Annotated in this window: 18 protein-coding genes and 2 pseudogenes; 12 read left to right on the forward strand and 8 right to left on the reverse strand. The window is 48.5% G+C overall.

What is annotated here, in order from left to right:
* Window positions 1-388 precede the first annotated feature (388 nt).
* From aspA to O71_RS08540, 5 genes are all read right to left on the reverse strand, one after another.
* The gene (gene aspA, locus O71_RS08520; RefSeq protein WP_007655520.1) at window positions 389-1798 is read right to left on the reverse strand and encodes an aspartate ammonia-lyase; all 1410 of its coding nucleotides are present in this window, start codon (window positions 1796-1798) and stop codon (window positions 389-391) included.
* A gap of 28 nt (window positions 1799-1826) precedes the next feature.
* Entirely contained in the window at window positions 1827-3014 is a 1188-nt protein-coding gene (locus O71_RS08525) for an HRDC domain-containing protein (RefSeq protein WP_007655525.1), read from the reverse strand.
* A 130-nt stretch (window positions 3015-3144) separates the two neighbouring features.
* Window positions 3145-3375: a hypothetical protein gene (locus O71_RS08530; RefSeq protein ID WP_007655526.1), complete on the reverse strand. Its 231-nt coding sequence runs from the start codon at window positions 3373-3375 to the stop codon at window positions 3145-3147.
* A gap of 330 nt (window positions 3376-3705) precedes the next feature.
* Entirely contained in the window at window positions 3706-5433 is a 1728-nt protein-coding gene (locus tag O71_RS08535) for a M28 family metallopeptidase (RefSeq protein ID WP_007655527.1), read from the reverse strand.
* A gap of 77 nt (window positions 5434-5510) precedes the next feature.
* Complete coding sequence (locus O71_RS08540) at window positions 5511-6134, reverse strand: very short patch repair endonuclease (protein ID WP_237717774.1); 624 nt, start codon at window positions 6132-6134, stop codon at window positions 5511-5513.
* A gap of 132 nt (window positions 6135-6266) precedes the next feature.
* Between O71_RS08540 and O71_RS08545 the strand changes: the two genes are divergently transcribed.
* The 5 genes and pseudogenes from O71_RS08545 to O71_RS08565 all read left to right on the forward strand — a co-directional run bounded on the left by O71_RS08545 (window position 6267) and on the right by O71_RS08565 (window position 13596).
* A complete protein-coding gene (locus tag O71_RS08545; protein WP_007655529.1) occupies window positions 6267-9020 on the forward strand; it encodes a 2-oxoglutarate dehydrogenase E1 component in 2754 nt (917 codons plus the stop codon).
* A gap of 115 nt (window positions 9021-9135) precedes the next feature.
* A pseudogene (gene odhB, locus O71_RS08550) lies at window positions 9136-10699 on the forward strand (2-oxoglutarate dehydrogenase complex dihydrolipoyllysine-residue succinyltransferase).
* Between the two features lie 271 nt (window positions 10700-10970).
* Window positions 10971-12373 (forward strand): annotated as a pseudogene (gene lpdA / locus O71_RS08555) (dihydrolipoyl dehydrogenase).
* 140 nt (window positions 12374-12513) lie between these two features.
* Window positions 12514-12723 (forward strand): hypothetical protein, encoded by a 210-nt coding sequence (locus tag O71_RS08560; RefSeq protein ID WP_007655530.1) that lies wholly within the window; start codon window positions 12514-12516, stop codon window positions 12721-12723.
* A gap of 87 nt (window positions 12724-12810) precedes the next feature.
* A complete protein-coding gene (locus O71_RS08565) occupies window positions 12811-13596 on the forward strand; it encodes a pentapeptide repeat-containing protein (RefSeq protein WP_007655531.1) in 786 nt (261 codons plus the stop codon).
* 19 nt (window positions 13597-13615) lie between these two features.
* Here O71_RS08565 and O71_RS08570 read toward each other — a convergent pair whose 3' ends face one another.
* On the reverse strand, window positions 13616-14179 hold the full coding sequence (locus O71_RS08570; RefSeq protein ID WP_007655532.1) for a hypothetical protein: 564 nt from the start codon (window positions 14177-14179) through the stop codon (window positions 13616-13618).
* A 308-nt stretch (window positions 14180-14487) separates the two neighbouring features.
* Between O71_RS08570 and O71_RS08580 the strand changes: the two genes are divergently transcribed.
* From O71_RS08580 to O71_RS08595, 5 genes are all read left to right on the forward strand, one after another.
* Window positions 14488-15207, forward strand: coding sequence for an ABC transporter ATP-binding protein (locus O71_RS08580; protein ID WP_007655534.1), 720 nt, complete (start codon window positions 14488-14490; stop codon window positions 15205-15207).
* 45 nt (window positions 15208-15252) lie between these two features.
* The gene (locus O71_RS08585; protein ID WP_007655536.1) at window positions 15253-16497 is read left to right on the forward strand and encodes an ABC transporter permease; all 1245 of its coding nucleotides are present in this window, start codon (window positions 15253-15255) and stop codon (window positions 16495-16497) included.
* Between the two features lie 312 nt (window positions 16498-16809).
* Window positions 16810-17481, forward strand: coding sequence for an ABC transporter permease (locus O71_RS25480; protein WP_237717775.1), 672 nt, complete (start codon window positions 16810-16812; stop codon window positions 17479-17481).
* A complete protein-coding gene (locus O71_RS25485; protein ID WP_237717776.1) occupies window positions 17478-18059 on the forward strand; it encodes an ABC transporter permease in 582 nt (193 codons plus the stop codon). The genes O71_RS25480 and O71_RS25485 overlap by 4 nt, the downstream gene beginning before the upstream one ends.
* Before the next feature lie 42 nt (window positions 18060-18101).
* Window positions 18102-19199: an efflux RND transporter periplasmic adaptor subunit gene (locus tag O71_RS08595; protein WP_007655538.1), complete on the forward strand. Its 1098-nt coding sequence runs from the start codon at window positions 18102-18104 to the stop codon at window positions 19197-19199.
* A 54-nt stretch (window positions 19200-19253) separates the two neighbouring features.
* On the opposite strand, the gene O71_RS08600 is transcribed toward O71_RS08595, so the two are convergent.
* The gene (locus O71_RS08600; RefSeq protein WP_007655541.1) at window positions 19254-19787 is read right to left on the reverse strand and encodes a hypothetical protein; all 534 of its coding nucleotides are present in this window, start codon (window positions 19785-19787) and stop codon (window positions 19254-19256) included.
* Window positions 19788-20045: 258 nt separating this feature from the next.
* On the opposite strand from O71_RS08600, the gene O71_RS08605 reads away from it, so the two are divergent.
* Both O71_RS08605 and O71_RS08610 read left to right on the forward strand, forming a co-directional pair.
* A complete protein-coding gene (locus tag O71_RS08605) occupies window positions 20046-20543 on the forward strand; it encodes a CHRD domain-containing protein (protein WP_007655543.1) in 498 nt (165 codons plus the stop codon).
* A gap of 88 nt (window positions 20544-20631) precedes the next feature.
* Entirely contained in the window at window positions 20632-21111 is a 480-nt protein-coding gene (locus O71_RS08610) for a GNAT family N-acetyltransferase (protein WP_007655545.1), read from the forward strand.
* 44 nt (window positions 21112-21155) lie between these two features.
* Here O71_RS08610 and O71_RS08615 read toward each other — a convergent pair whose 3' ends face one another.
* Window positions 21156-21329 carry a hypothetical protein gene (locus tag O71_RS08615; RefSeq protein ID WP_192811655.1) on the reverse strand — a complete coding sequence of 58 codons (174 nt, stop codon included), beginning with the start codon at window positions 21327-21329 and terminating at the stop codon, window positions 21156-21158.
* Window positions 21330-21420 lie beyond the last annotated feature (91 nt).

Raw genomic sequence — 21420 nt, forward strand, 5'->3', positions numbered from 1 at the left:
GCAAGAGTCAGGGGCCGTACGCGTTTAATACCCCCCCCGCAATGAAGGGAAGGCAGCAAGCAGGGCTTAAAGCACGAGAAGCCGGGAGTATGACGCAGGATAGGCTATGGCAAGATGAGGCGAAGGGATGAAAGTAAACTTAGGGTTTGTAATCACATCCCGACAATATTAAAGCTGTAAGAGCAAACTATACCATCCTATAAAAGCGAAAGTAGGTGATACATCTGGTTTTGATTTTTAATTCATCTTTCACAGGTATAGCTTAAGTTATTTCTAGAACTTGATTATAAGCTTACATCATATTAATTTCTTAGCTTAAATATTAGATAATAAAAAGCGGCTGCACTTATTTAAATGCAGCCGCTTTTTTTAGTAATTGCCTTTCCAACTATATGTTGATGAACTTCGGATTGATCAGGTTCTCCATAGAGAATATCTCATCCCACTTAGCTTGAGTGATCAGTTTACGCTCCAGTACTGTGATCTCATGAATAGATTTGCCGGTAGCTAATGCTTCCTTGGCAATTGAGGCAGACTCTTCATATCCCAGTATTGGGTTGAGCGATGTAACGATACCGATGCTGTTCATAACCATATTACGGCAGATCTCTTCGTTAGCCGTAATGCCATCAATGCACTTACTTTGTAAGGTATAGCATGCATTCTCCAGGAAAGTCAGGGAATTAAATAAACTGTACGCAATAACTGGTTCCATTACATTGAGCTGTAATTGACCAGCCTCTGCAGCCATCGTCACCGTCATGTCTGCCCCTATGACGTAATAGGCCGTTTGATTGACCACTTCCGGTATTACAGGATTTACTTTACCTGGCATGATGGAAGATCCCGGTTGCATGCGCGGAAGATTAATCTCATTTAAACCTGCCCGTGGACCTGATGATAACAAGCGCAAGTCATTGCATATCTTAGATACCTTGATGGCACAGCGCTTCATAACGCCAGATACCTGCACATAGGCTCCAGTATCACAAGTGGCTTCGATCAGGTCCTCAGCAAGTACTACAGGCACACCCGAAATCTCCTGCAGTATATCCGTTACCATTTGCGGATAGCCCTGTGGTGCGTTGATAGAAGTACCGATTGCCGTAGCACCCATGTTTATTTCACAGATCAGCATCTTTACTTCATGAAGGCGCTGGATGTCTTCCCGAATCGTGGTAGAGAAACCGTGGAATTCGGCCCCCAAAGTCATCGGCACAGCATCCTGCAGTTGGGTGCGCCCCATTTTCAGTACTTCTTTAAACTCCTCAGCTTTTCGTCCAAATGATTGTTGTAAAGCCTCGAGGCTCTCGATAAAGGCCTGTATCTTCCAATAAAGGGCAAGTCTGAAAGCAGTAGGATATGCATCGTTGGTAGACTGCGAGCAATTCACATGGTTATTAGGATGGAGATAGTTATACGTGCCCTTTGCACGCCCCATGTGCTCCAAACCAATGTTGGCGATCACTTCATTCACATTCATGTTCACGGAAGTACCAGCACCCCCTTGAATCATGTCAGTGACAAACTGATCGAGGTACTCACCCGCAATCAGTTTGTCACTGGCATAAACAATAGCGTCGGTTACCTCTTTGCTCAACACGCCACACTTATGGTTGGCCAGAGCGGCTGCTTTTTTTACATAAGCAAAGGCCTTTATAAATAGCGGCTCTTTTGAGATGGGTGTTCCTGTTATATGAAAGTTCTCAAGTGCGCGTGTTGTTTGAATTCCATAGTAGACCTCATGCGGGATTTCTTTTTCTCCCAGGAAGTCGTGTTCTATCCTTACTTTGTCCATGCTATATGATGTGTTCTTTAAAGCGAATTTATTTACTCCCTGTCTGCTGAGGCGCAGTAGAAACATGTATTTCTATACCTAAATCCTGTGCCACCCCCAGGACGATGTCGCTTGCATATTTCTTCGTGCAACGTAATTTTCCATTCTGGCTATAGTCCGTAATCAGGCTTTGGTTAATGATCAGTTTGGAAGCGTACTCCCCATACCTGGCAATAATTTCTTTTTGCACCGCGGTCATTAATTCTTTGCGACGTTCTGTTTCAGGAGTACGCAGCGGCCTTTGGAAGCGATGCTCAGGATAATCATGGCTGATATGGTTGGCCTTGGCTGCGTCCTTAGCATCCTGCAGTGCGTCCTGTAACATGCGCTCGTTCTTTGGTTTCTTCAGGTTGCCGTGTATACCTCTTGTATGGTTAAGCCATTCGTGTAGGTCGGCGTTCGGGTTGTTGGCTAATTCGACAAGTGCATCATTCGGGATAACGAAATGGGCTGGTTTGTTAAACTGTCGGGCCATATTCTCCCGAAAGGCATAGAGGCCCTTTAAGAGATACTGTTGGTAATAGTTAAGGCGGTATGAGTGTTTCAGACGCAAGTGTGGATTTTCTGATTCAGTATACTTAAGCTGCTCTAAGAGATGGTTCTCTTCCTCAAACCAGTGCATGCGATCCAGTTTCTCAATTTCCTGAAGCAGCTTGGCCTTTATTTTATGCAGGTATATCACATCAATAGCCGCATAGCGAAGCTGGTCTTCGGTAAGAGGTCGTTTATTCCAGTTACTGGACTGCTGTGACTTATCAATCTCTTTGTCAAACTCCTCTTTAAGCACGGTAGCCAATGAAGACCGTTCATAGTTCAGGATCTTGGCGGCAACATCGGTGTCAACTATACCTTTAACAGAGCATCCCATCTTGTCAAGCAACAGAATGTCGTTATTAGAGTGATGGATGATCTTGGTAATTGTCGGGTCCTCCATCAGTTGGAAAAAGGGAGTCAGATCATCAATGTAAAAAGGGTCTATTATAAAGCAGTTTCCTTTGCCATCAGCGATCTGGATCAGGCAAAGGTTAAAGCCATAAGTAAAGCGGTTTTGATCAAACTCAAGGTCAACGGCTAGTTCGCCACACTGCTCTAATTGCTGTATAGCCTGGTGCAGGTCTGCATCAGAGGCTACCAGCTCAATTGCCACACCGTCTTCTTCTAAAGATAATTTTTCCATTGGCTAAATTTAAACAAGTATTAAGCCATATCCATACGTCTAATGCTATTTTTCTTCAGTTAGCGAGGTATAAAAAAGCCCCCTTTCAGCTTGCTGAAAGGGGGCTTTCCATTTCGTAAATTTATGTAGATTATTGAATAGGTCTTTCTTCTGGAATTTCGTCTGCTACGCCGTCATTAACGGTAGTATCCATTACCGTAGTAGTATCGGCTTCCATGTCCATGTCTGCATCGATATCCATGTCAGAGGTTTCTACCTCATCAATACGGTCAGTTTCAGTAGCTGTGTTGTTCTCAGAACCACAAGCTGTGAAAGCAAAGAAAGCGAATGCAGCAAATGCAAATTTTATTGTCTTTTTCATGATTTTCAAATTTTGTTAAACAAGTAAATTTGTACTTATTTATTCGGTTTATACGGAAAGGTAACCCGGAAGATTATTTTTTTTTATAGTAATCCCTGTGAATGTGATGTATCTGGTTGTAAAGCAACATTTTAAAAGGGTGAGTGGAGGTTGTTTGAAGAAGCATAGCTTCAGGCCTATTATAGTGGGGTTTTTATAAAATAAGATTTTATTTATGTAAAGGCATGGGTGAACTGATGGAGGAAAGAGTACTAAGCCCTTATTATAAGCCATTAAAAAAGGAGCCCTGCTGAATTTACAGCAGGGCTCCTTAAGGCCAGTAGAATTCAGTTATTGCACTTCAGCTAAGGACTTCTCCCGTTTTGCTCTGAACTCAGACTTTTCGCGCCATGCTGGATAGGAGGTACCGTTCGCCACACGATAGCCTACCCGGAAGTAAAGCTGCAGATCTTCTACAGCACCATCCAGGTTCCAGTCGTCATACACCTCGTCGCCCACCTTATGATAGTGCTCAGCTGTATATTGCTCTTGTTTTTTGGTTATGAAGTCAGCTGGCTGGTCGCGGGCGACTATGCCTGATTTGGCGTATAGCGCGGGCACACCTTGCTTGGCAAATTCAAAGTGATCAGAGCGATAGAAAGAGCCTTTCTCAGGGGAAGCCTCTGGCACGATACGACGGTTTTGCGTACGGGCCTCCTCAGCCAGTATATCTTCCAGGTCTGAGTTGCCATACCCAATCACGACTACATCCTCTGTAGGGTGATAAGGATTAAGTACATCCATGTTAATATTGGCCAGTGTTTTGTTTAGTGGGTAGAGCGGATTGGACGCATAGTATTTAGATCCCAGCAAACCTTTCTCTTCAGCAGTCACAGCCAGAAACAGGATCGAGCGCTTAGGCTTCTCAGGTAATTGGGTGAAAGCCTTTGCCAGTTCAATCAGGCCTGCTGTGCCGCTGGCATTGTCCATAGCGCCATTATAGATCTGATCACCCTGCAGTTTTTCATCCTTGCCAAGGTGGTCCCAATGCGCTGTGTAAATCACGTACTCATCTTTAAGTTTTGGATCAGCTCCTTCCAGTTTGGCAATCACATTGCGCGACTCTATTTCCCGCAGCTGGTTCTTAATCGTGAAGTTCGCTTTGGCATTTAGTGGTACAGGTTTAAAGCCCTTTTGAGCGGCAGCGTTCTTTAATTTCTCAAAGCTATTGCCTGATGCTGCAAAGAGTTCACGGGCCTTATCTTCCGTTATCCATGACTCGACAGCTACACGGTCCATGTTCTTGCCTGCGTTGCTGATATCGAAGTTTTCGCGACTCCAGCTTCCTGATACCACTTCGTAGGGGTAGCCTGCAGGACCGGTCTCGTGGATGATAATGGCAGCGGCAGCGCCCTTCTCAGCAGCTATCTCGTACTTATAGGTCCAGCGACCGTAGTAGGTCATGCCCTTGCCGCCAAACATGGTGCTGTCCAACTGCTCCGGATTATTCGGGCTAGGTATAGGCGGGTCGTTGATGAGCATGACAATGGTCTTGCCTTTTACATCCACACCTTTATAGTCATCCCAGCCATACTCGGGTGCCACTATACCGTAGCCCACGAATACCAGGTCGGAGTTCTTCACATTCACATCCTGAACAAAGCGGCGTGATACAGCTACGTAATCATCCGGGAAGGAAAGGTTGATGGTTTTGCCACCTGCTGTAAAGTTTGCCTGGGGTTGTGCGGTGAAGCCAAACATGGGGACGTTTTGAGCAAAGCTGCCGTCCGGATTGCCGGGCTGCAAGCCAAGTTTCTTAAACTCACGGGTAAGGTAGTTTACGGTAGAGTCTTCGCCGGGAGTGCCGGGACTGCGGCCCTCAAACTCATCAGAAGCGAGCACGCGGATGTGCTGCAGGAGGTCATTTGCGTTTATACTCTGCTGGGCAGCAAGCAAACCGGTCGTATCACCGGCAACAGCAGTGCGCTCGCCATCGCTGTCTGCTACTTCCCTGGCATTTTCGTTGCAGCCAAAAGTTACCAGGCTGAGCAAAGCCAGGCCGATCATATCTTTTTTCATAGGGTTATGTAGGTATATTAAAGTACTGAAGATAATACTTTTATTCATACCGTTGGTTGCAACTGGCCGGATTTCGATCAGGCGGCTATTTCCCAGCTGGCAGGAACACCGCGGTGCAGTGCCTTGATCAGGCTGAGGCAGGATGCGAGGTCCTGATACAGTTGACACTCCCACACCACCACCCGTTGCCAGCCGGCTTCCCGGTACAGTGTTTTGTTGCGTTCATCTCGCTGCTGATTATTGATAAACTTTTCTTCCCAAAACCGTAGGTTTGACTTTGGAAATGTAGGTTGGCAGTGAGGGCAGCGATGCCAGAAGCAGCCGTGTACAAAAACTGCTAACCGACGGGATGGGTAGCAGATGTCAGGCTTTCCTGGGGCTTTGCGCCAATGGACCCGGTAACCGCGCAGGCCGTTCTGCCAAAGGGCACGACGCAGCAGAAGCTCTGGTTTCGTATCACGGCTTTTGTTTCCGCGCATGTATTTGCTCACTTTCTCACGGGCAGTGAGGGGAACAGGTTTCTGGCTATACTTTTTGACTTTTTTTCTGGTGGCCAATTTTGAAAGGCTGTTATGATAGTTTTTAACAAACAGCCCATGTTGAAAGTGCCGGATAAAACCAGGATTCATTGAAAACAAAAAGTAGCATACATAGGACACATAAATTTGAATGGTCAGATGATAAGTCTCTTTATTATTCAACACTATATATAAATAGTATATGTGATGGTATGATGTTGATTAAGAGAAGTATTTGCTTATGCGAATGTATAAAGTTTGAATTCTTGTAAATACTCTTAACTTTGCCTTTACACACAGCCGTAAACATTAGTTATGGATAAATATACCTATATCGCCAATGCGCACGGAGCCTACATTGATGAGCTTTACAAGGCTTATCAGCAGGATCCTGAATCAGTTGATTTTGGATGGCGCAAATTCTTCGAAGGCTATGAATTCTCAACTACTTACACTGAGAATGGCCACGAAACAGCGGAAGCTCCAACTGCCGCCCCTGCCAAAGCCACCGCAGCAGGTGAATCCGACAAAGAAGTAGCAGTACGCAACTTTATATACGCCTATCGAAGCCGCGGGCACTTGCGCTCTAAGACCAACCCGGTTCGTGAGCGCAAAGACCGCAAAGCGCTGCTCGACCTGAAGGACTTTGGTTTATCAGAGGCTGACCTGGATACAGTTTTTCAGGTAGGTGAGATTGTTGGTATCGGACCTGCCAAGCTGCGCGATATAGTAGCAGCAGTACAGAAAATCTATGAAGGCCCGATCGGCTACGAGTACATGTATATCCGTGATCCGGAAGTACTGTCCTGGTTACAGAACAAGATTGAGAACGAGTCCCTTAACTTCAATCCAGGTATAGAATACAAGAAGCGCATTCTTTCTAAACTGAACGAGGCAGTTGTTTTTGAGAACTTCCTGCATACCAAATTCTTAGGCCAGAAGCGTTTCTCACTGGAAGGTGGCGAAACGACTATACCTGCACTGGATGCCATCATCGACAAAGCTTCTGAGCTAGGGGCGAAAGAAGTGGTGATCGGTATGGCGCACCGTGGTCGTCTAAACGTGCTGGCCAACATCATGGGCAAAACCTATGAGCAGATTTTCTCTGAGTTTGAAGGCACGGCCACACCAGACCTGACCATGGGAGACGGTGACGTAAAATACCACATGGGCTTCTCTTCTGAAGTAGATACCCCATCTGGTAACAATGTAAACCTGAAACTGGCACCAAACCCTTCGCACCTGGAGGCGGTGAACCCAGTGGTAGAAGGCTTCGTGCGTGCCAAGATCGACTGCATGTACGACCGCGATCCGAAGCAGATCGTGCCGATCCTGATTCACGGTGACGCAGCTGTTGCCGGACAGGGCATCGTGTACGAAGTAACGCAGATGGCAAAGCTGTCAGGTTACCAGACAGGTGGTACCATCCACTTTGTGATCAACAACCAGGTTGGTTTTACGACTGATTTCGAAGATGCCCGTTCTTCTATCTACTGCACGGATGTAGCTAAAATCATTGATGCACCAGTGCTGCACGTGAACGGTGATGATCCGGAGGCAGTGGTTTTCGCTGTGCGTCTGGCTACAGAGTACCGTCAGAAGTTCGGTAACGACATTTTCATTGACATGGTGTGCTACCGTCGTCATGGTCACAACGAGGCAGACGAACCGAAGTTCACACAGCCGCACCTCTATAACCTGATCTCGAAGCACCCGAACCCACGTGAGGTATACAACAAAGAGTTAATCCGCAAAGGAGATATTAATGCAGAGCTTGCGAAGACAATGGACAAGGAGTTCCGTCAGATGCTGCAGGACCGTCTGGACATGGTAAAGCAGAAGCCGCTTCCATATAATTACCAGACACTGGAAAAAGAGTGGAAAGAACTGCGCCGTTCCAAGCCGGAAGATTTCAATCAATCGCCTGAAACAGGTATAGCAGAGGAAGTGATCCAGAAAGTGGGTACAGCACTTTCAAACGTGCCGCAGGGCTTTAAGCCGCTCAAGCAGATTGAGAAGCTGTTGAAAGAGCGTAAGGAAATGTTCTTTGAGACCCGCCAGCTGAACTGGGCAGCAGCCGAGTTGCTGGCTTATGGTTCTATCCTGGCTGAGGGCAGAGTAGTGCGCCTGAGCGGACAGGATGTGCAGCGCGGTACCTTCTCGCACCGCCATGCTGTACTGCGCGACGCCAACACAAGTGCTCCTTACTCTAACCTGAACTACATCCAGGAAGACCAGGTAAAACTGGAAATCTACAACTCCCTGCTGTCGGAGTATGGTGTGCTGGGTTTTGAGTTTGGCTATGCCATGGCTAACCCGAATGCACTCGTAATCTGGGAAGCACAGTTTGGTGACTTCGCCAACGGGGCACAGGTAATGATCGACCAGTTTATTGCCGCTACAGAGTCAAAGTGGCAGCGTATGAACGGGGTGGTAATGCTGTTGCCGCATGGCTACGAAGGTCAGGGTCCGGAGCACTCTAATGCCCGTCCTGAGCGTTTCCTGCAGTTGGCAGCTGAGAACAACATGTTTGTGACCAACATTACAACACCAGCTAACTTCTTCCACTTCCTGCGTCGTCAACTGGCCCTGCCATTCCGCAAACCAGCCATTAACATGGCGCCGAAGTCGCTGCTGCGTCACCCGAACGTGGTTTCTCCAATAGAGGAATTCACTAAAGGTGGTTTCAGAGAAGTGATCGGTGACAACTACGCTTCTGCCAAGTCGGTGAAGAAAGTGTTGCTTTGCACCGGCAAGGTGTACTTCGACCTGTTGGAAGAACAGCAGAAGAACAAGCGCAAGGATGTAGCCCTGATCCGTATGGAGCAGCTGGCGCCATTCCCTAAGGTGCAGCTGGAAGCGGAACTGAAGAAGTATAAGAACGCGAAAGTATACTGGGTACAGGAAGAGCCGGAAAACATGGGTGGCTGGATGTATATCCTGCGCATCATGCGCAATGGCATTGAAGATGTAGTGGCACGTAAGCCAAGTGCATCGCCTGCAACCGGTTACAACAAGATCCACGGCAAAGAGCAGCTGGAACTGGTTGAAAGAGCATTCGCGATCTAATTAATAATGATTAGTGACGATTGAAAAGCGGGATGTAATTAATCACTATTCATTCGTCATTAATCATTATTCACTCGTAATTCTTAATTCGTAATTCATAATTGATCAAAAAAATATGAGCTTAGAAGTTAAAGTGCCTGCTGTAGGTGAGTCGATCACCGAGGTAACCATAGCCCAGTGGCTAAAGAAAGACGGCGACCGTGTGGAGATGGATGAGGTGATTGCTGAGCTGGAATCTGACAAAGCCACCTTTGAACTGCCCGCAGAAGCCGCAGGCATTTTACGCATCGTTGCGCAGGAAGGCGATACCATTGATGTGGGCGCCACAATCTGCCGCATCGAGCAAAACGGCGAGGCCGGTAGCGCACCAGCTGCCCCTGCCGCCAAAGAAGAATCCGCTGCGCCGGCTGCACAAGAGTCTGCTCCTGCCGCTGCGCAAGGCACTGGCGAAACCGTGGAGATGCGCGTGCCAACCGTAGGCGAGTCTATCACAGAAGTAACGATCGCCAGCTGGTTGAAGAACGAGGGTGACCATGTAGAAATGGACGAGGTAATTGCCGAACTGGAGTCAGATAAGGCGACGTTTGAGCTGCCAGCTGAGRCTGCCGGTACACTGCAGATCGTAGCCCAGCAAGGCGACACTGTAGAGATTGGTGGGCTGCTTTGCCGCATCGTAGCAGGTGCTGGTGCAGGTGCATCTAAACCAGCCGCTCAGCCAAGCGCTCCGGCTGCACAACAGGCTTCGCAGCCAGCTGCCGCTGCTCCGTCTGGCGCACAGACTTACGCATCAGGTACACCATCACCGGCTGCAGGAAAGATCCTTTCTGAGAAAGGCATCAACCTGCCGATGTGCAAGGTACAGGCCGCGACGGACGCATCACGAAAGAAGACGCTATGGGTGCTCAGAAGTCAGCTTCACAGCCAACCGCTGCTGTTCCAGCTGCTAAGCAAGAAGCTTCAGCTCCGGCCACTACCGCGACCGCAACCAGCGTCGCGAGAAAATGAGCTCGCTGCGTAAGACAGTTGCCCGTCGTCTGGTGCAGGTGAAAAACGAAACGGCCATGCTGACTACCTTCAACGAGGTAGACATGAAACCGATCATGGATATTCGTGCCAAGTACAAGGATAAGTTTAAAGAGAAGCACGAGGTAGGCTTAGGTTTCATGTCCTTCTTCACGAAGGCTTGTACCGTAGCCTTGCAGGAGTGGCCGGCTGTTAACGCTATGATTGATGGCAATGACATGGTGTTCAACGATTTCTGCGACATCTCCATTGCAGTTTCGTCGCCAAAAGGTCTGGTTGTTCCGGTTATCCGCAACGCAGAGCAGCTAACGCTGGATGGTATTGAGAAAGAAGTGATCCGCCTGGCTAAGAAAGCACGAGACGGGAAACTTTCAATTGAGGAGATGACAGGCGGTACCTTCACGATCACCAACGGTGGTGTGTTCGGTTCCATGATGTCTACACCGATCATCAACGCGCCGCAGTCGGCTATCTTAGGTATGCACAACATCGTGCAGCGCCCGGTTGCTATCAACGGACAAGTAGAGATTCGCCCGATGATGTATCTGGCGCTTTCTTATGACCACCGCATCATTGACGGTCGTGAGTCAGTTAGCTTCCTGGTGCGTGTGAAGGAGCTCCTTGAAGACCCAATGAGACTGCTGTTAGGCGTTTAATGTATTGAGATAGAAGAGGAGGGGTAAGCGATTAGAGTTTGCTCCTCCTTTTTATTGTGCTTTTGCAATTCCAAGATATGGCGTGAGCTTCCTCGCTCGTGACTTTTATAGAGGGGCCCTGGCCCCCAGGTATAGCAAACGCTCAACTATTTTCTCGGGCATAGTTCGGCCAGAGGCCTCATAATAATAGACACGAGCGAAGACGCTCGCGCCATATTAAAAGAAATCAAAAACAGAAACGAGAGTATACCTCTCTTCAAAGTATAGAAAGATGAAATACGACGTTACAGTAATCGGCTCTGGCCCCGGCGGGTATGTGGCAGCTATACGCTGCGCGCAGCTGGGCCTGAAAACCGCTATTATAGAGAAGTATAACGTGCTGGGCGGTACTTGCCTGAATGTGGGCTGTATACCTTCTAAAGCACTTCTTGATTCATCGGAGCATTACCACAATGCTGCGCATACCTTTAAGGAGCACGGCATTGAGCTGAATGACCTGCAGGTAAACATCCAGCAGATGATCAAGCGGAAGGGCGAAGTAGTGAAGTCGAACAACGATGGCATCGCTTTCCTGATGAAAAAGAACAAGATCGATACTTACTATGGTCTGGGTTCTTTTGTGAACAAGAACACGATCAAGATTGCAGGTATAGACGGACAGGAGCAGCAGATCGAAACTGACAAAACGATCATCGCAACGGGTTCTAAACCAACGGCACTGCCATTCCTGCCAATTGACAAAAAGCGCATTATCACGTCTACAGAGGCTTTGTCATTGACAGAGGTGCCGAAGAAAATGATTGTGATTGGTGGCGGTGTAATTGGCCTGGAGCTAGGCTCTGTGTATGCACGCCTGGCACAAAAGTGCAGGTGATTGAATACATGGATGCCATCATCCCGACGATGGACCGTGCACTGGGCAAAGAACTGCAGCGTGTGCTGAAGAAAACACTCGGCTTCGAGTTCTTCTTCAACCACAAAGTAACCGGCGCTACCAACGAAGGCGAAACGGTGACTGTAACTGCTGAGAATCCGAAAGGTGAAACCGTGACGTTTGACGGCGACTACGTACTGGTATCGGTGGGTCGCAAGCCGTATACGGAGGGGCTTGGCCTGGAGAACGCGGGTGTGCAGATGGGTGAGCGCGGTATGATCGCCGTGAACGACCACCTGGAAACCAATGTGCCGGGTATCTATGCTATTGGTGACGTGGTGCGTGGCGCTATGCTAGCCCACAAAGCCGAAGAGGAAGGTGTGTTTGTGGCTGAAACCATTGTAGGCCAGAAGCCGCACATCAACTACAACCTGATCCCGGGTGTGGTGTATACCTGGCCAGAAGTGGCAGGCGTAGGCTATACCGAAGAGCAACTGAAAGAGCAGGGCCGTGCTTATAAGACTGGTTCGTTCCCATTCAAAGCATCTGGTCGTGCTAAAGCGTCGATGGATACCGATGGATTCGTGAAAGTGCTGGCTGACAAAGAAACAGACGAGATCTTGGGCATGCACATGATCGGTCCGCGTATCGCTGACCTGATTGCAGAAGCAGTTGTAGCGATGGAGTTCCGTGCTTCGGCTGAGGATATCTCCCGCATGAGCCATGCGCACCCAACCTATACGGAGGCCATTAAAGAGGCTTGTCTGGCAGCGACTGAAAACCGCGCTTTGCACATCTAAGTCGAATAACTTACTTATTGTAGAAACAGCATCATCCAAAAAGGGTGATGCTGTTTTGCTTTATAACTATATAGTGATGATAACTCTCAACAAAGATATTACGTTGTATTATAACATGAAAAATTGAAATAGTTATAGCTATGAACGAGCCGCAGCAATCCTTCAACAAAGCATTAAAAATCATGATGGGGCTCGGTGTTCTGCTGCCTTTCCTGGTGGCAAGCTATACTTGTCAATTGCTCTGTACCAGTCTGGTAGAAAAAGCACTTACCTTTTCTGCAGTCTTCCTATTTGTTTTCCTGATTTTCTGGATCGTCGCTCGCACTATTGTGCAGTTTCTGGATGAATAAAAAATAATAGTCAGGCAACCTTTCCCGGATATGCTTCATCTAAGGGGTATAAGCTGATGTTCAACTCAATACTTATACCTTAAAACCATGAAAAAATCATTTCTACTCCTCTTCCTGTTAGCAATTCCTTTCCTGACGTGGGCACAAACCCGAGTGAATGCTTCCGAAATCATTGATAAGATAAACCGTGGTGAAGCTGTCACATACAAAAATGCTGTGATTGTGGGTGTACTGGATCTGACGACGCTGGACAACATGCGCATTGAGAAAAAATCTGATGACAAGTATAGTACGAAGGAGTATCTGAGCACCGTGAAAGTGCCGTTGACCTTTATTGACTGTACATTTAAAGATGATGTGCTGGCTTACTACAACCCTGATAATCAGGATGTCAAGCTATTTAACAGAAAAAACGAGGTGTTCAATACGAATTTTGATAAGGCCGTGCGCTTTGAGAACTGTGTGTTTGAAGGATACAGTGCATTCAAGTACACTAAGTTTAAAGATGACGTATCGTTTGGAGGCAGTCGCTTTCGGCACGAGGCAAACTTCAAGTACAGCAAGTTTTCGAAATCAGCTGACTACAGCAATGTGAAGTTTGAAGAAGAAGCCAACTTTAAATACACCAACTTCCCGCAGACTGCCAGCTTTGATCGTGCTTCTTTCAGGAGAGAAGCAAACTTCAAGTATACGAAGTTCAGTCAGGATGCCAGCTTCAGACAAGCAAACTTCAGAGGCCTGGCTAATTTCAAGTACACCAAGGTAGGCAATAACCTGGACTTTCAGAGAACCGAGTTTAATGGTGATGAAGACTTTAAGTACACACAAGTCAACAACCGAAAAGTATCGAGAGCTGATCTGGTGAACAATTAGAAGTTTTCTACACCTACTTCTAACAGGCCTTGAGCAACAGCAACAGGTTGTGCAGCAAGCTTTGAGGTAGGTATAGCGGCACTGGAGGCAAGTTGAGCCATTGCTGGCGCACCCGATTGATCATTTGAAGGTTTGGTGGCTGCTGGTTGCGTAGTGCCGCCATTTTGGCTGCGATGGCGGTTTTGAGTGTATTGGCCTTAACCCGGATCGTGTGCTGGCTATACCTTGCCGGATGCAGGTGCACATGCCTTCCTTCTACAATTCCCCATCGCAATACCCAACTACTTTCGTCGGACAAGGTAATGACTCTATAGTCAGCCTTATTACTTGATAAGTAAGTCTGGAAGGCTTCTGGCTCCAGAATCTGGTGCTTTTGCAGGTATAGGATAGTCTCGTAAGCAATTTGTTGAGTTAATAACTCACCCAGGTATAGGTCGAGCTGCGAACTGCCTATCGTTTTGAGCTGAGCGACAAGTGCTGCCTCCTCCGCAGTAGCCTGCTCCTTTATAAACTCCCGGATATAACCCAGATGATGCTTGAGCGGATGAAAGAGGATAGGCGCAGGTATATCCGTGTGTTGCATAGCTGTTTTACGCAAAGAGAACTTGGTTGGCAAAATATTTACCATGCTTCAGGCAACCTACCAACTGTCTTTTTCATCTTTATGATGAGCACGGCAAAATAGTCGTGTATTGAGTTTCGTTTTAACTTAAATAAGAGCAAGGAGGCTAAAGCTTGCCTGCTGAACTGTAATTGGTTGATAGATAAACCATAGCTGTCAATCGATATAATGTCGCTGTAGGTATAAGTTTTGGGAAACTTAACGCTATATAGAGCACTTTGCAAAGCAATTACTTGTAATTTATTTGCCACCATTTTCGTCTGCCGCCTATGATACAGTTGGAAAATATACACAAATACTATGCGGTGGGGCACAACAAACTGCATGTGCTCAAGGGCATCGATATGCACATAGAAGAGGGTGAACTGGTCTCGATCATGGGTTCTTCCGGCTCCGGCAAATCCACTATGCTCAACATACTGGGCATCCTCGATGATTACGACAGCGGCAGCTATACCTTGGCGGGCACACCCATCCGGAATCTGTCGGCTGCAAAGGCGGCTTACTACCGCAATAAGTTTCTGGGTTTCGTGTTTCAGTCCTTCAATTTGCTTTCTTTCAAAAACGCCATGGAGAACGTGGCCTTGCCGCTTTACTACCAGAACGTGGGCCGCAAACAGCGGAACAAACTGGCGCTAGAGTACCTCGATATGGTGGGCCTGAAAGACTGGGCGGAGCATTCCCCCAACGAGATGTCAGGCGGACAGAAGCAGCGCGTCGCCATCGCCAGAGCGCTTATTTCGCAACCCAAATTGATTCTGGCCGACGAACCGACCGGCGCCCTCGACACCCAGACCTCTTACGACGTGATGGATATCTTCAAGGATGTGAACAGCAAAGGTATGACCGTGGTGATCGTGACGCACGAGAACGACATTGCAGCCCAGACACACCGCGTCATCCGTCTCAAAGACGGCCTGATCGTGCACAACGACCACAGCGCCGAAGAGGCGATACTGGCAGCGGAGGCAGTAGCTGCTAAAAGCTAAGCCTGACCACCAGCAATCAAAAATTAACAACCAGCAATCCAGAATATGTTTGACCTAGACAAATGGCAGGAGATACTCGGGACGATGCAGAAAAACAAGCTGCGCACGTTCCTGACCGCCTTTGGCGTGTTCTGGGGCATCTTTATGCTGGTACTGTTGCTGGGTGCTGGCAAGGGCCTGGAAAATGGGGTATACAACCGCTTCGGAGCCGGAGCCAAGAACAGCATTTACTTATGGACTGGCAAGACCGCCTTGGCGCACAAAGGCATGTCACCGGGACGCGAGATAAAACTGACTAATCAGGATATAGCGTCGGTGCACCGCGATGTGGATAACGTGCAGATACTCTCGCCCCGCAACCGGGTGTTAGGCGAGTTCACCATCAATTACAAAACTAAGAATGGTTCTTACCAGGTGTTTGGTGCTGAGCCGGGCTTTCTGAAAATAAACGGTGAGATACCATTCAGAGGTCGTTTGCTCAACGAGATTGACGAGCGCGAGAAGCGCAAAGTCGTCGTGATCGGTGACCAGGTGAGCAAGGTGCTGTTTGGGGAGGGAGATCCGGTGGGCGAGTATGTCAACATCAAAGGGATACACTTTAAAGTGGTCGGCACTTTTAAGATGCGCGGTAATAATAGTAGCCGCCGTGAAGAGCGGGCCTACATCCCTTTCTCGACCTTACAAGCAGCTTTTAATCAGCCTAACCAGGTACAGATGATGGCGCTGGTAGCTGAGCCCGGGGTGAGTGCCAAAGACATGGAGGGCCGTCTGCGCAACTTGCTGGCCGAGCGTCATAAGTTCTCCAGTGAAGACAAGATGGCCATTGGCGTTGAGAACACAGAGGCGGAGTTTCTGAAAGTGATGGGCCTCTTTAATGGCATCAAGATATTTGTGTGGATAGTGGGTATAGGCACCCTTATCGCCGGCATTGTGGGTGTGAGCAACATCATGCTGATCATTGTGAAGGAGCGCACCCGCGAGATTGGGGTACGCAAGGCCCTGGGAGCAACTCCCTTCTCCATCGTAAGCCTAATCCTGCAGGAGTCTGTGGTAATCACAGCCTTTTCGGGTTATCTGGGTTTGCTGGCAGGGACAGGCGTGCTCGCAGGTCTGGAATACCTGATGGAATCATCGGGTGCAGAAGCGCCTTTCTTCGCCAATCCAGAAGTAGACCCCGGCGTGGCGTTGGCAGCTACCTTTATCCTGGTGATTTCCGGAGCCCTGGCCGGCCTGATGCCTGCCTTGAAAGCCGCTAGGATTAAACCGATAGAGGCGCTGAGGGCGGATTAGATTATTGAGTGAGTTAGTGAATGAGTGGTTGAGTGATTTTTTGTTTTTGATTTTATAAGTGGTTTAAAAGAAATAAAGCAACTGATTCGACCAGTCATTCATTTTAAATGAATTGTGAACCCGATAGTTTATTATGACTAATACGCAAACAGCATTTACTCAATCAAAACCTAAAAGCATAGAACAGACAATCAGATAAACGACTATCAACTAAAAGATTTTAATAACTCAATCAATAAAATAAAAACCACTCAACCACTCAACCACTAACTAAAAAACACTCACTCATCAACTAAATCACTAACTCCACCTATGATCGACATCGATAAATGGACCGAGATTTATAACACCGTAAAGAAGCACAAGCTGCGTACGGCGCTGACGGCTTTTGGCGTGTTCTGGGGCATTTTCATGTTGGTGCTGTTGCTGGGTGCGGGCAAGGGGCTGGAGAAAGGGATTACCTCTGAGTTTAATGTGGCCAAGAATGCCGTCTTCGTGTGGACGCAGCGTACCAGTGTGCCTTACATGGGCCTGAAAGCAGGCCGCTTTATACAGATGACCAACGATGATATAGAGGCCATTCGGACATTTGTGCCGGAGGTGGATGTGATTGCGCCGAGTAACCAGGTGCGCGGCAGCTTCTCGGTGGTATACGGCACCAAGAGCTCTTCCTTTACCGTGAATGGCGAAACGCCGGAAGTGCTGCAGGTGAAGCCGACAAATGTCATGAGTGGCCGCTTCATTAACCAGAAAGATGTAACGGAGCGACGCAAAGTGGCGGTGGTGGGGCCACGTACCCTGGAGCTTTTGTTCGGGGAGGGGGAAGACCCGATCGGCAAGTACATCAGTATCAAAGGCATTTATTTTCAGGTGGTGGCACTTTTAAGCCGCTTGGCAAAGACGAAGATGTGGTGCAGGACGCGCAGACCATTTTTATACCGAATACAACTCTGCAACAAGCCTTTAACCAGCCTAACCAGGTGAACTTCTTTGCCATGACGCCGAAGCCAGGCATACCTGCTGCGGTGGTGGAGGAGAAAGTGAAAGCTCTGCTGATGAAAAGACACAAGGTGGCGCCAACTGATCTGAAAGCTTTCGGCTCAGCCAACGTGGAGAAAGAGTTTCAGGATGTGCAGGGGCTCTTTGCAGGTATAGCAGGCTTCAGCTGGCTGGTGAGCATCGGTACCATCATCGCCGGTATCATCGGGGTGGGCAACATCATGCTGATCGTGGTGAAGGAGCGGACTAAGGAAATAGGTATACGCAAGGCCCTGGGAGCCACGCCGCTGTCTATCGTGAGCCTGATCATACAGGAGTCTATTGTGATCACGGGCTTTGCCGGCTACATCGGTTTGCTGGCCGGTACCGGGCTCATCGCGACCATCGAAGGATTTATGGTGGACAACAACGTGCAGGCGGGCTTCTTTGGACCACCGGAGGTAAACCCGACTGTAGCCGTGACGGCGACTATAGTACTGGTAGTGGCTGGTGCGCTGGCCGGACTTATACCTGCCACTAAGGCCGCCCGCGTGAATCCGGTTGTGGCGCTGCAAGAAGAGTAATTTTAGCATCGAATTAACAAGAACATAATTGAGTATACCCCTATGAAAAAGGTTTTTATCGGACTGTTCGTGATTGTCATGCTGGCCTTGTCTGTTTGGCTGGGCCGGTACTTCTACAACAAGGCCAACACCGACCCGATCGTGTATAAAACGGAAGAGCCATTTGAGGCCGACATCGTGAAAAAGACGGTGGCCACCGGCTCAATTGTGCCACGCAAAGAGGTGGAGGTGAAGTCGCAGGTGTCGGGTATTGTGGAAGAGCTGTACGTAGAAGCCGGGCAGATCGTGAAGCAAGGGCAGCTGCTGGCCAAGATCAAGATCGTGCCGAACATCGTGAACGTGAACAACGCCCAGAATACACTGGAAACTGCCCGTATCAATTTTGAAGAAGCCAAGCGCGAACTGGCGCGTTATCAGGAGCTTTATGATCAAAAGGCCATTGCAGAGCAGGAGTTTCGCAAGTACAAAGCCGACTACGACCTGAAGCGTGAAGCTTTGCAATCGGCGGAGAGCAACCTACAGTTGGTACGCGAAGGGGCTTCCAAGCGTAGCGGACAGGCTTCCAACCTGGTATACTCTACCATCGATGGCATGCTGCTGGACGTGCCGGTGAAAGTGGGTACTTCCATCATCGAGCGCAACAACTTCAACGAGGGCACAACCATCGCCTCGGTGGCCGACATGCGTAGCCTGATCTTTGAAGGTAAAATAGACGAATCCGAAGTAGGCAAGCTGAAAGAGGGTATGGACCTGCTGCTGACCATCGGCGCCATCGAAGGCCGCGTGTTCAACGCCGAGCTCGAGTACATCGCCCCGAAAGGCGTGCTGGAAGAAGGCTCCATCAAATTCCCTATCCGCGCCAAGGTGCTGCTCGACGAGAAAGACTTCATCCGGGCAGGGTACAGCGCCAACGCCGACATCGTGCTCGACAAGCGCGAGAATGTAATGGCAGTGAAGGAAAGCCTGCTCAAGTTCGAGAAAGACAAGTCGTATGTGGAAGTGGAAACTGCTCCGCAGGTATTTGAGAAGCGGGAAGTGAAAACTGGTTTGTCAGACGGCATCAACATCGAAGTGGTGTCCGGCCTGAAGACTACGGAGAAGGTAAAAGTGCCGGATGCGAACGCTACGCAAAATATTTAATTGTTTGTTTAAGGTGAGTAAAAAAGCGGGTTATACCCGCTTTTTTTATGCGCTCTAATTAAATAGCCACTGCAAGATGAAATGTGAAGGTAAAAAGATGCACAGCGGGAAGAACAGCATGGCCAGCGCAAAGTACAGGCCGCCAGGTATAGCTCGCTGTGGTTCATTGCCCGGTCCGAACACCCAGTTCACGTTCTCTTTGGGGTCGGTGAGCAAATAGCTGAGAGGCAGCACGATCCAGGCCAGTGCTGTCTGGTACCAAATGGCGCGTGTATCATAACCCCACTCGATCAGCAGCCAGATCACGATGGCCGGCAGAAACACATGAAATAGCGAAAGGCCTCTCAAAAAGAGGCTCTTGTCTGGGTGAAACATGTAATCACTCAGGCCTAGTAGATCCCTGCCTGTGAGCAGACGACCAAAATAATCCACATTCCAGACCAGCTCCAGCCCCAAAACGCCCACGGCCATCATACTCAGCAGAAGATGGTTCTCCGTCCAGAGTACGATACCCACCGAGAACAGCGCCACATCCGAGAACCAAAGAAAGTTGCCTGGGCCATAGTGCTTCCAATAAACTGGTACCAATACCAGTAGAAACAGGGTATAGCGATCGGTAACCAGAGTGGAATGGTTTGGGAGATCATGGCGTATGACTCGGTTTCACATGTATACCTGAAAAGTCCGGAAAGGATCAGGTATAGCACAATCAACCAGCAGGCTTATTCAGATTCATTCGATGGGCTTCTCTTACCCCACTAAATATCACGCAACAGTTAACAATTGGCGACAAGACAAGTAAAATAATATAAGGATTTGATTTATAACGATTTGATTTTATAATTTATGGAATACCAAGGTGTAAATATCAGGAGGGTAATGTTCTATTGTTTGATGCTGCTGAGCGGTTTTATCTATGCCTGTGACGACGAAGATGATGTAGATGATATGCTCGAGAGTGAAATAGAATTCACAAACGTAGAGCTATCCGGTGAAAATGAAGTGCCGGCAGTTGCTACAAGCGGATCTGGTTCACTTACGGCTACCTACGATCGGAGCACCCGGATCCTGACATACAATTTCAGCTGGACACTCGGTGATGCCGGCGACAATACAGTGGGCATTCATTTCCACGGCCCTGCCCTTGCCACTGAGAATGCTCCTGTTGTAATACCGATTGAAAATCACACGAGCAGCTATACTGGCTCAGTAACAGGTGCCACCAGGGAGCTCACCCAAACAGAGGAAGAGCAGTTGCTTGACGGCAGGTGGTACCTGAACATCCACAGTAGCACCTATCCGGATGGAGAACTGCGAGGACAGCTACTACGCGGTGAAAACTAGCAGGCAGTATTGCCGGTGAGGTTTATGGTTAGCCTGTTTGACAATAAGGCAGGTATAGGTGTACCTTTGTGGCAAATTAGAATACCCTATGCACTTGGCTACTACTGAAGCTACCGTTAAGATACTGGATTTTGAACCCCAATACGCTGCTGCGTTCCGGGCCCTGAATGAAGAGTGGATCACCCGCTATTTTGTGATGGAGGATGCCGACCACAAGTCTCTTGGCAATCCGCAAAGCTATATCATAGACAAGGGAGGCTTCATTTTGATGGCGAGCTACCAGGGCGAGATCGTAGGTACCTGTGCGCTTATAAATGATGGCAATGGTGTGTACGAGCTAGCTAAAATGGCGGTGACACCCAGGGCACAGGGGCTGAAGATCGGGAAACTCTTGGGTGAGGCGGCTATCCGTAAGGCCCGAGAAGTTAGAGCCCGTATGGTATACCTGGTGTCAAACAGAAGACTTGAAACAGCGCTAAACCTGTACCGTCGGCTGGGGTTTGTGGAAGTGCCAATGCCACCCAGCATCTACGAGCGAGCGGACATCAAAATGGAATTACCTCTTTAAAAATCTGTGGAAGTAGGTATACGCTTCCGGCAGGTATAGCCGATTTATATCAGGCTGGTTTGGCGGTTCGAGTCCTGGCGTGCAACACCCACTGTCATCCAGCAGCCTTTGTACATGCCTTTTCGCTGCTTTGCCAATATGAACAGGTAGGGAACTTGCTCTCCGCTTGCACCCTTGATAACGACAAGCTGGTAGGCAGTGTCATCAGTTATCACCATTTTACCGGTTTTGTATGAAACAAAGTTTAGCATGGGGCTGTAGGCAGGGTCGCGCACCATCATCCGGAAATGATTGAGAGCCTACTCACCG

This window comes from Pontibacter sp. BAB1700 (genome assembly GCF_000277005.1).
Lineage (GTDB): Bacteria > Bacteroidota > Bacteroidia > Cytophagales > Hymenobacteraceae > Pontibacter > Pontibacter lucknowensis.

What these genes read in the sequence shown, in the direction of transcription:
- O71_RS08535 (WP_007655527.1), bottom strand. Translation starts at nt 5,433, where the DNA reads ATGAAAAAAGATATGATCGGCCTGGCTTTGCTCAGCCTGGTAACTTTT.
- O71_RS08595 (WP_007655538.1), top strand. Translation starts at nt 18,102, where the DNA reads ATGAAAAAGGTTTTTATCGGACTGTTCGTGATTGTCATGCTGGCCTTG.
- O71_RS08545 (WP_007655529.1), top strand. Translation starts at nt 6,267, where the DNA reads ATGGATAAATATACCTATATCGCCAATGCGCACGGAGCCTACATTGAT.
- O71_RS08580 (WP_007655534.1), top strand. Translation starts at nt 14,488, where the DNA reads ATGATACAGTTGGAAAATATACACAAATACTATGCGGTGGGGCACAAC.
- O71_RS08565 (WP_007655531.1), top strand. Translation starts at nt 12,811, where the DNA reads ATGAAAAAATCATTTCTACTCCTCTTCCTGTTAGCAATTCCTTTCCTG.
- O71_RS25480 (WP_237717775.1), top strand. Translation starts at nt 16,810, where the DNA reads ATGATCGACATCGATAAATGGACCGAGATTTATAACACCGTAAAGAAG.
- O71_RS08585 (WP_007655536.1), top strand. Translation starts at nt 15,253, where the DNA reads ATGTTTGACCTAGACAAATGGCAGGAGATACTCGGGACGATGCAGAAA.
- O71_RS08525 (WP_007655525.1), bottom strand. Translation starts at nt 3,014, where the DNA reads ATGGAAAAATTATCTTTAGAAGAAGACGGTGTGGCAATTGAGCTGGTA.
- O71_RS08530 (WP_007655526.1), bottom strand. Translation starts at nt 3,375, where the DNA reads ATGAAAAAGACAATAAAATTTGCATTTGCTGCATTCGCTTTCTTTGCT.
- O71_RS08610 (WP_007655545.1), top strand. Translation starts at nt 20,632, where the DNA reads ATGCACTTGGCTACTACTGAAGCTACCGTTAAGATACTGGATTTTGAA.
- O71_RS08615 (WP_192811655.1), bottom strand. Translation starts at nt 21,329, where the DNA reads ATGGTGATAACTGATGACACTGCCTACCAGCTTGTCGTTATCAAGGGT.
- O71_RS08570 (WP_007655532.1), bottom strand. Translation starts at nt 14,179, where the DNA reads ATGCAACACACGGATATACCTGCGCCTATCCTCTTTCATCCGCTCAAG.
- aspA (WP_007655520.1), bottom strand. Translation starts at nt 1,798, where the DNA reads ATGGACAAAGTAAGGATAGAACACGACTTCCTGGGAGAAAAAGAAATC.
- O71_RS08605 (WP_007655543.1), top strand. Translation starts at nt 20,046, where the DNA reads ATGGAATACCAAGGTGTAAATATCAGGAGGGTAATGTTCTATTGTTTG.
- O71_RS08560 (WP_007655530.1), top strand. Translation starts at nt 12,514, where the DNA reads ATGAACGAGCCGCAGCAATCCTTCAACAAAGCATTAAAAATCATGATG.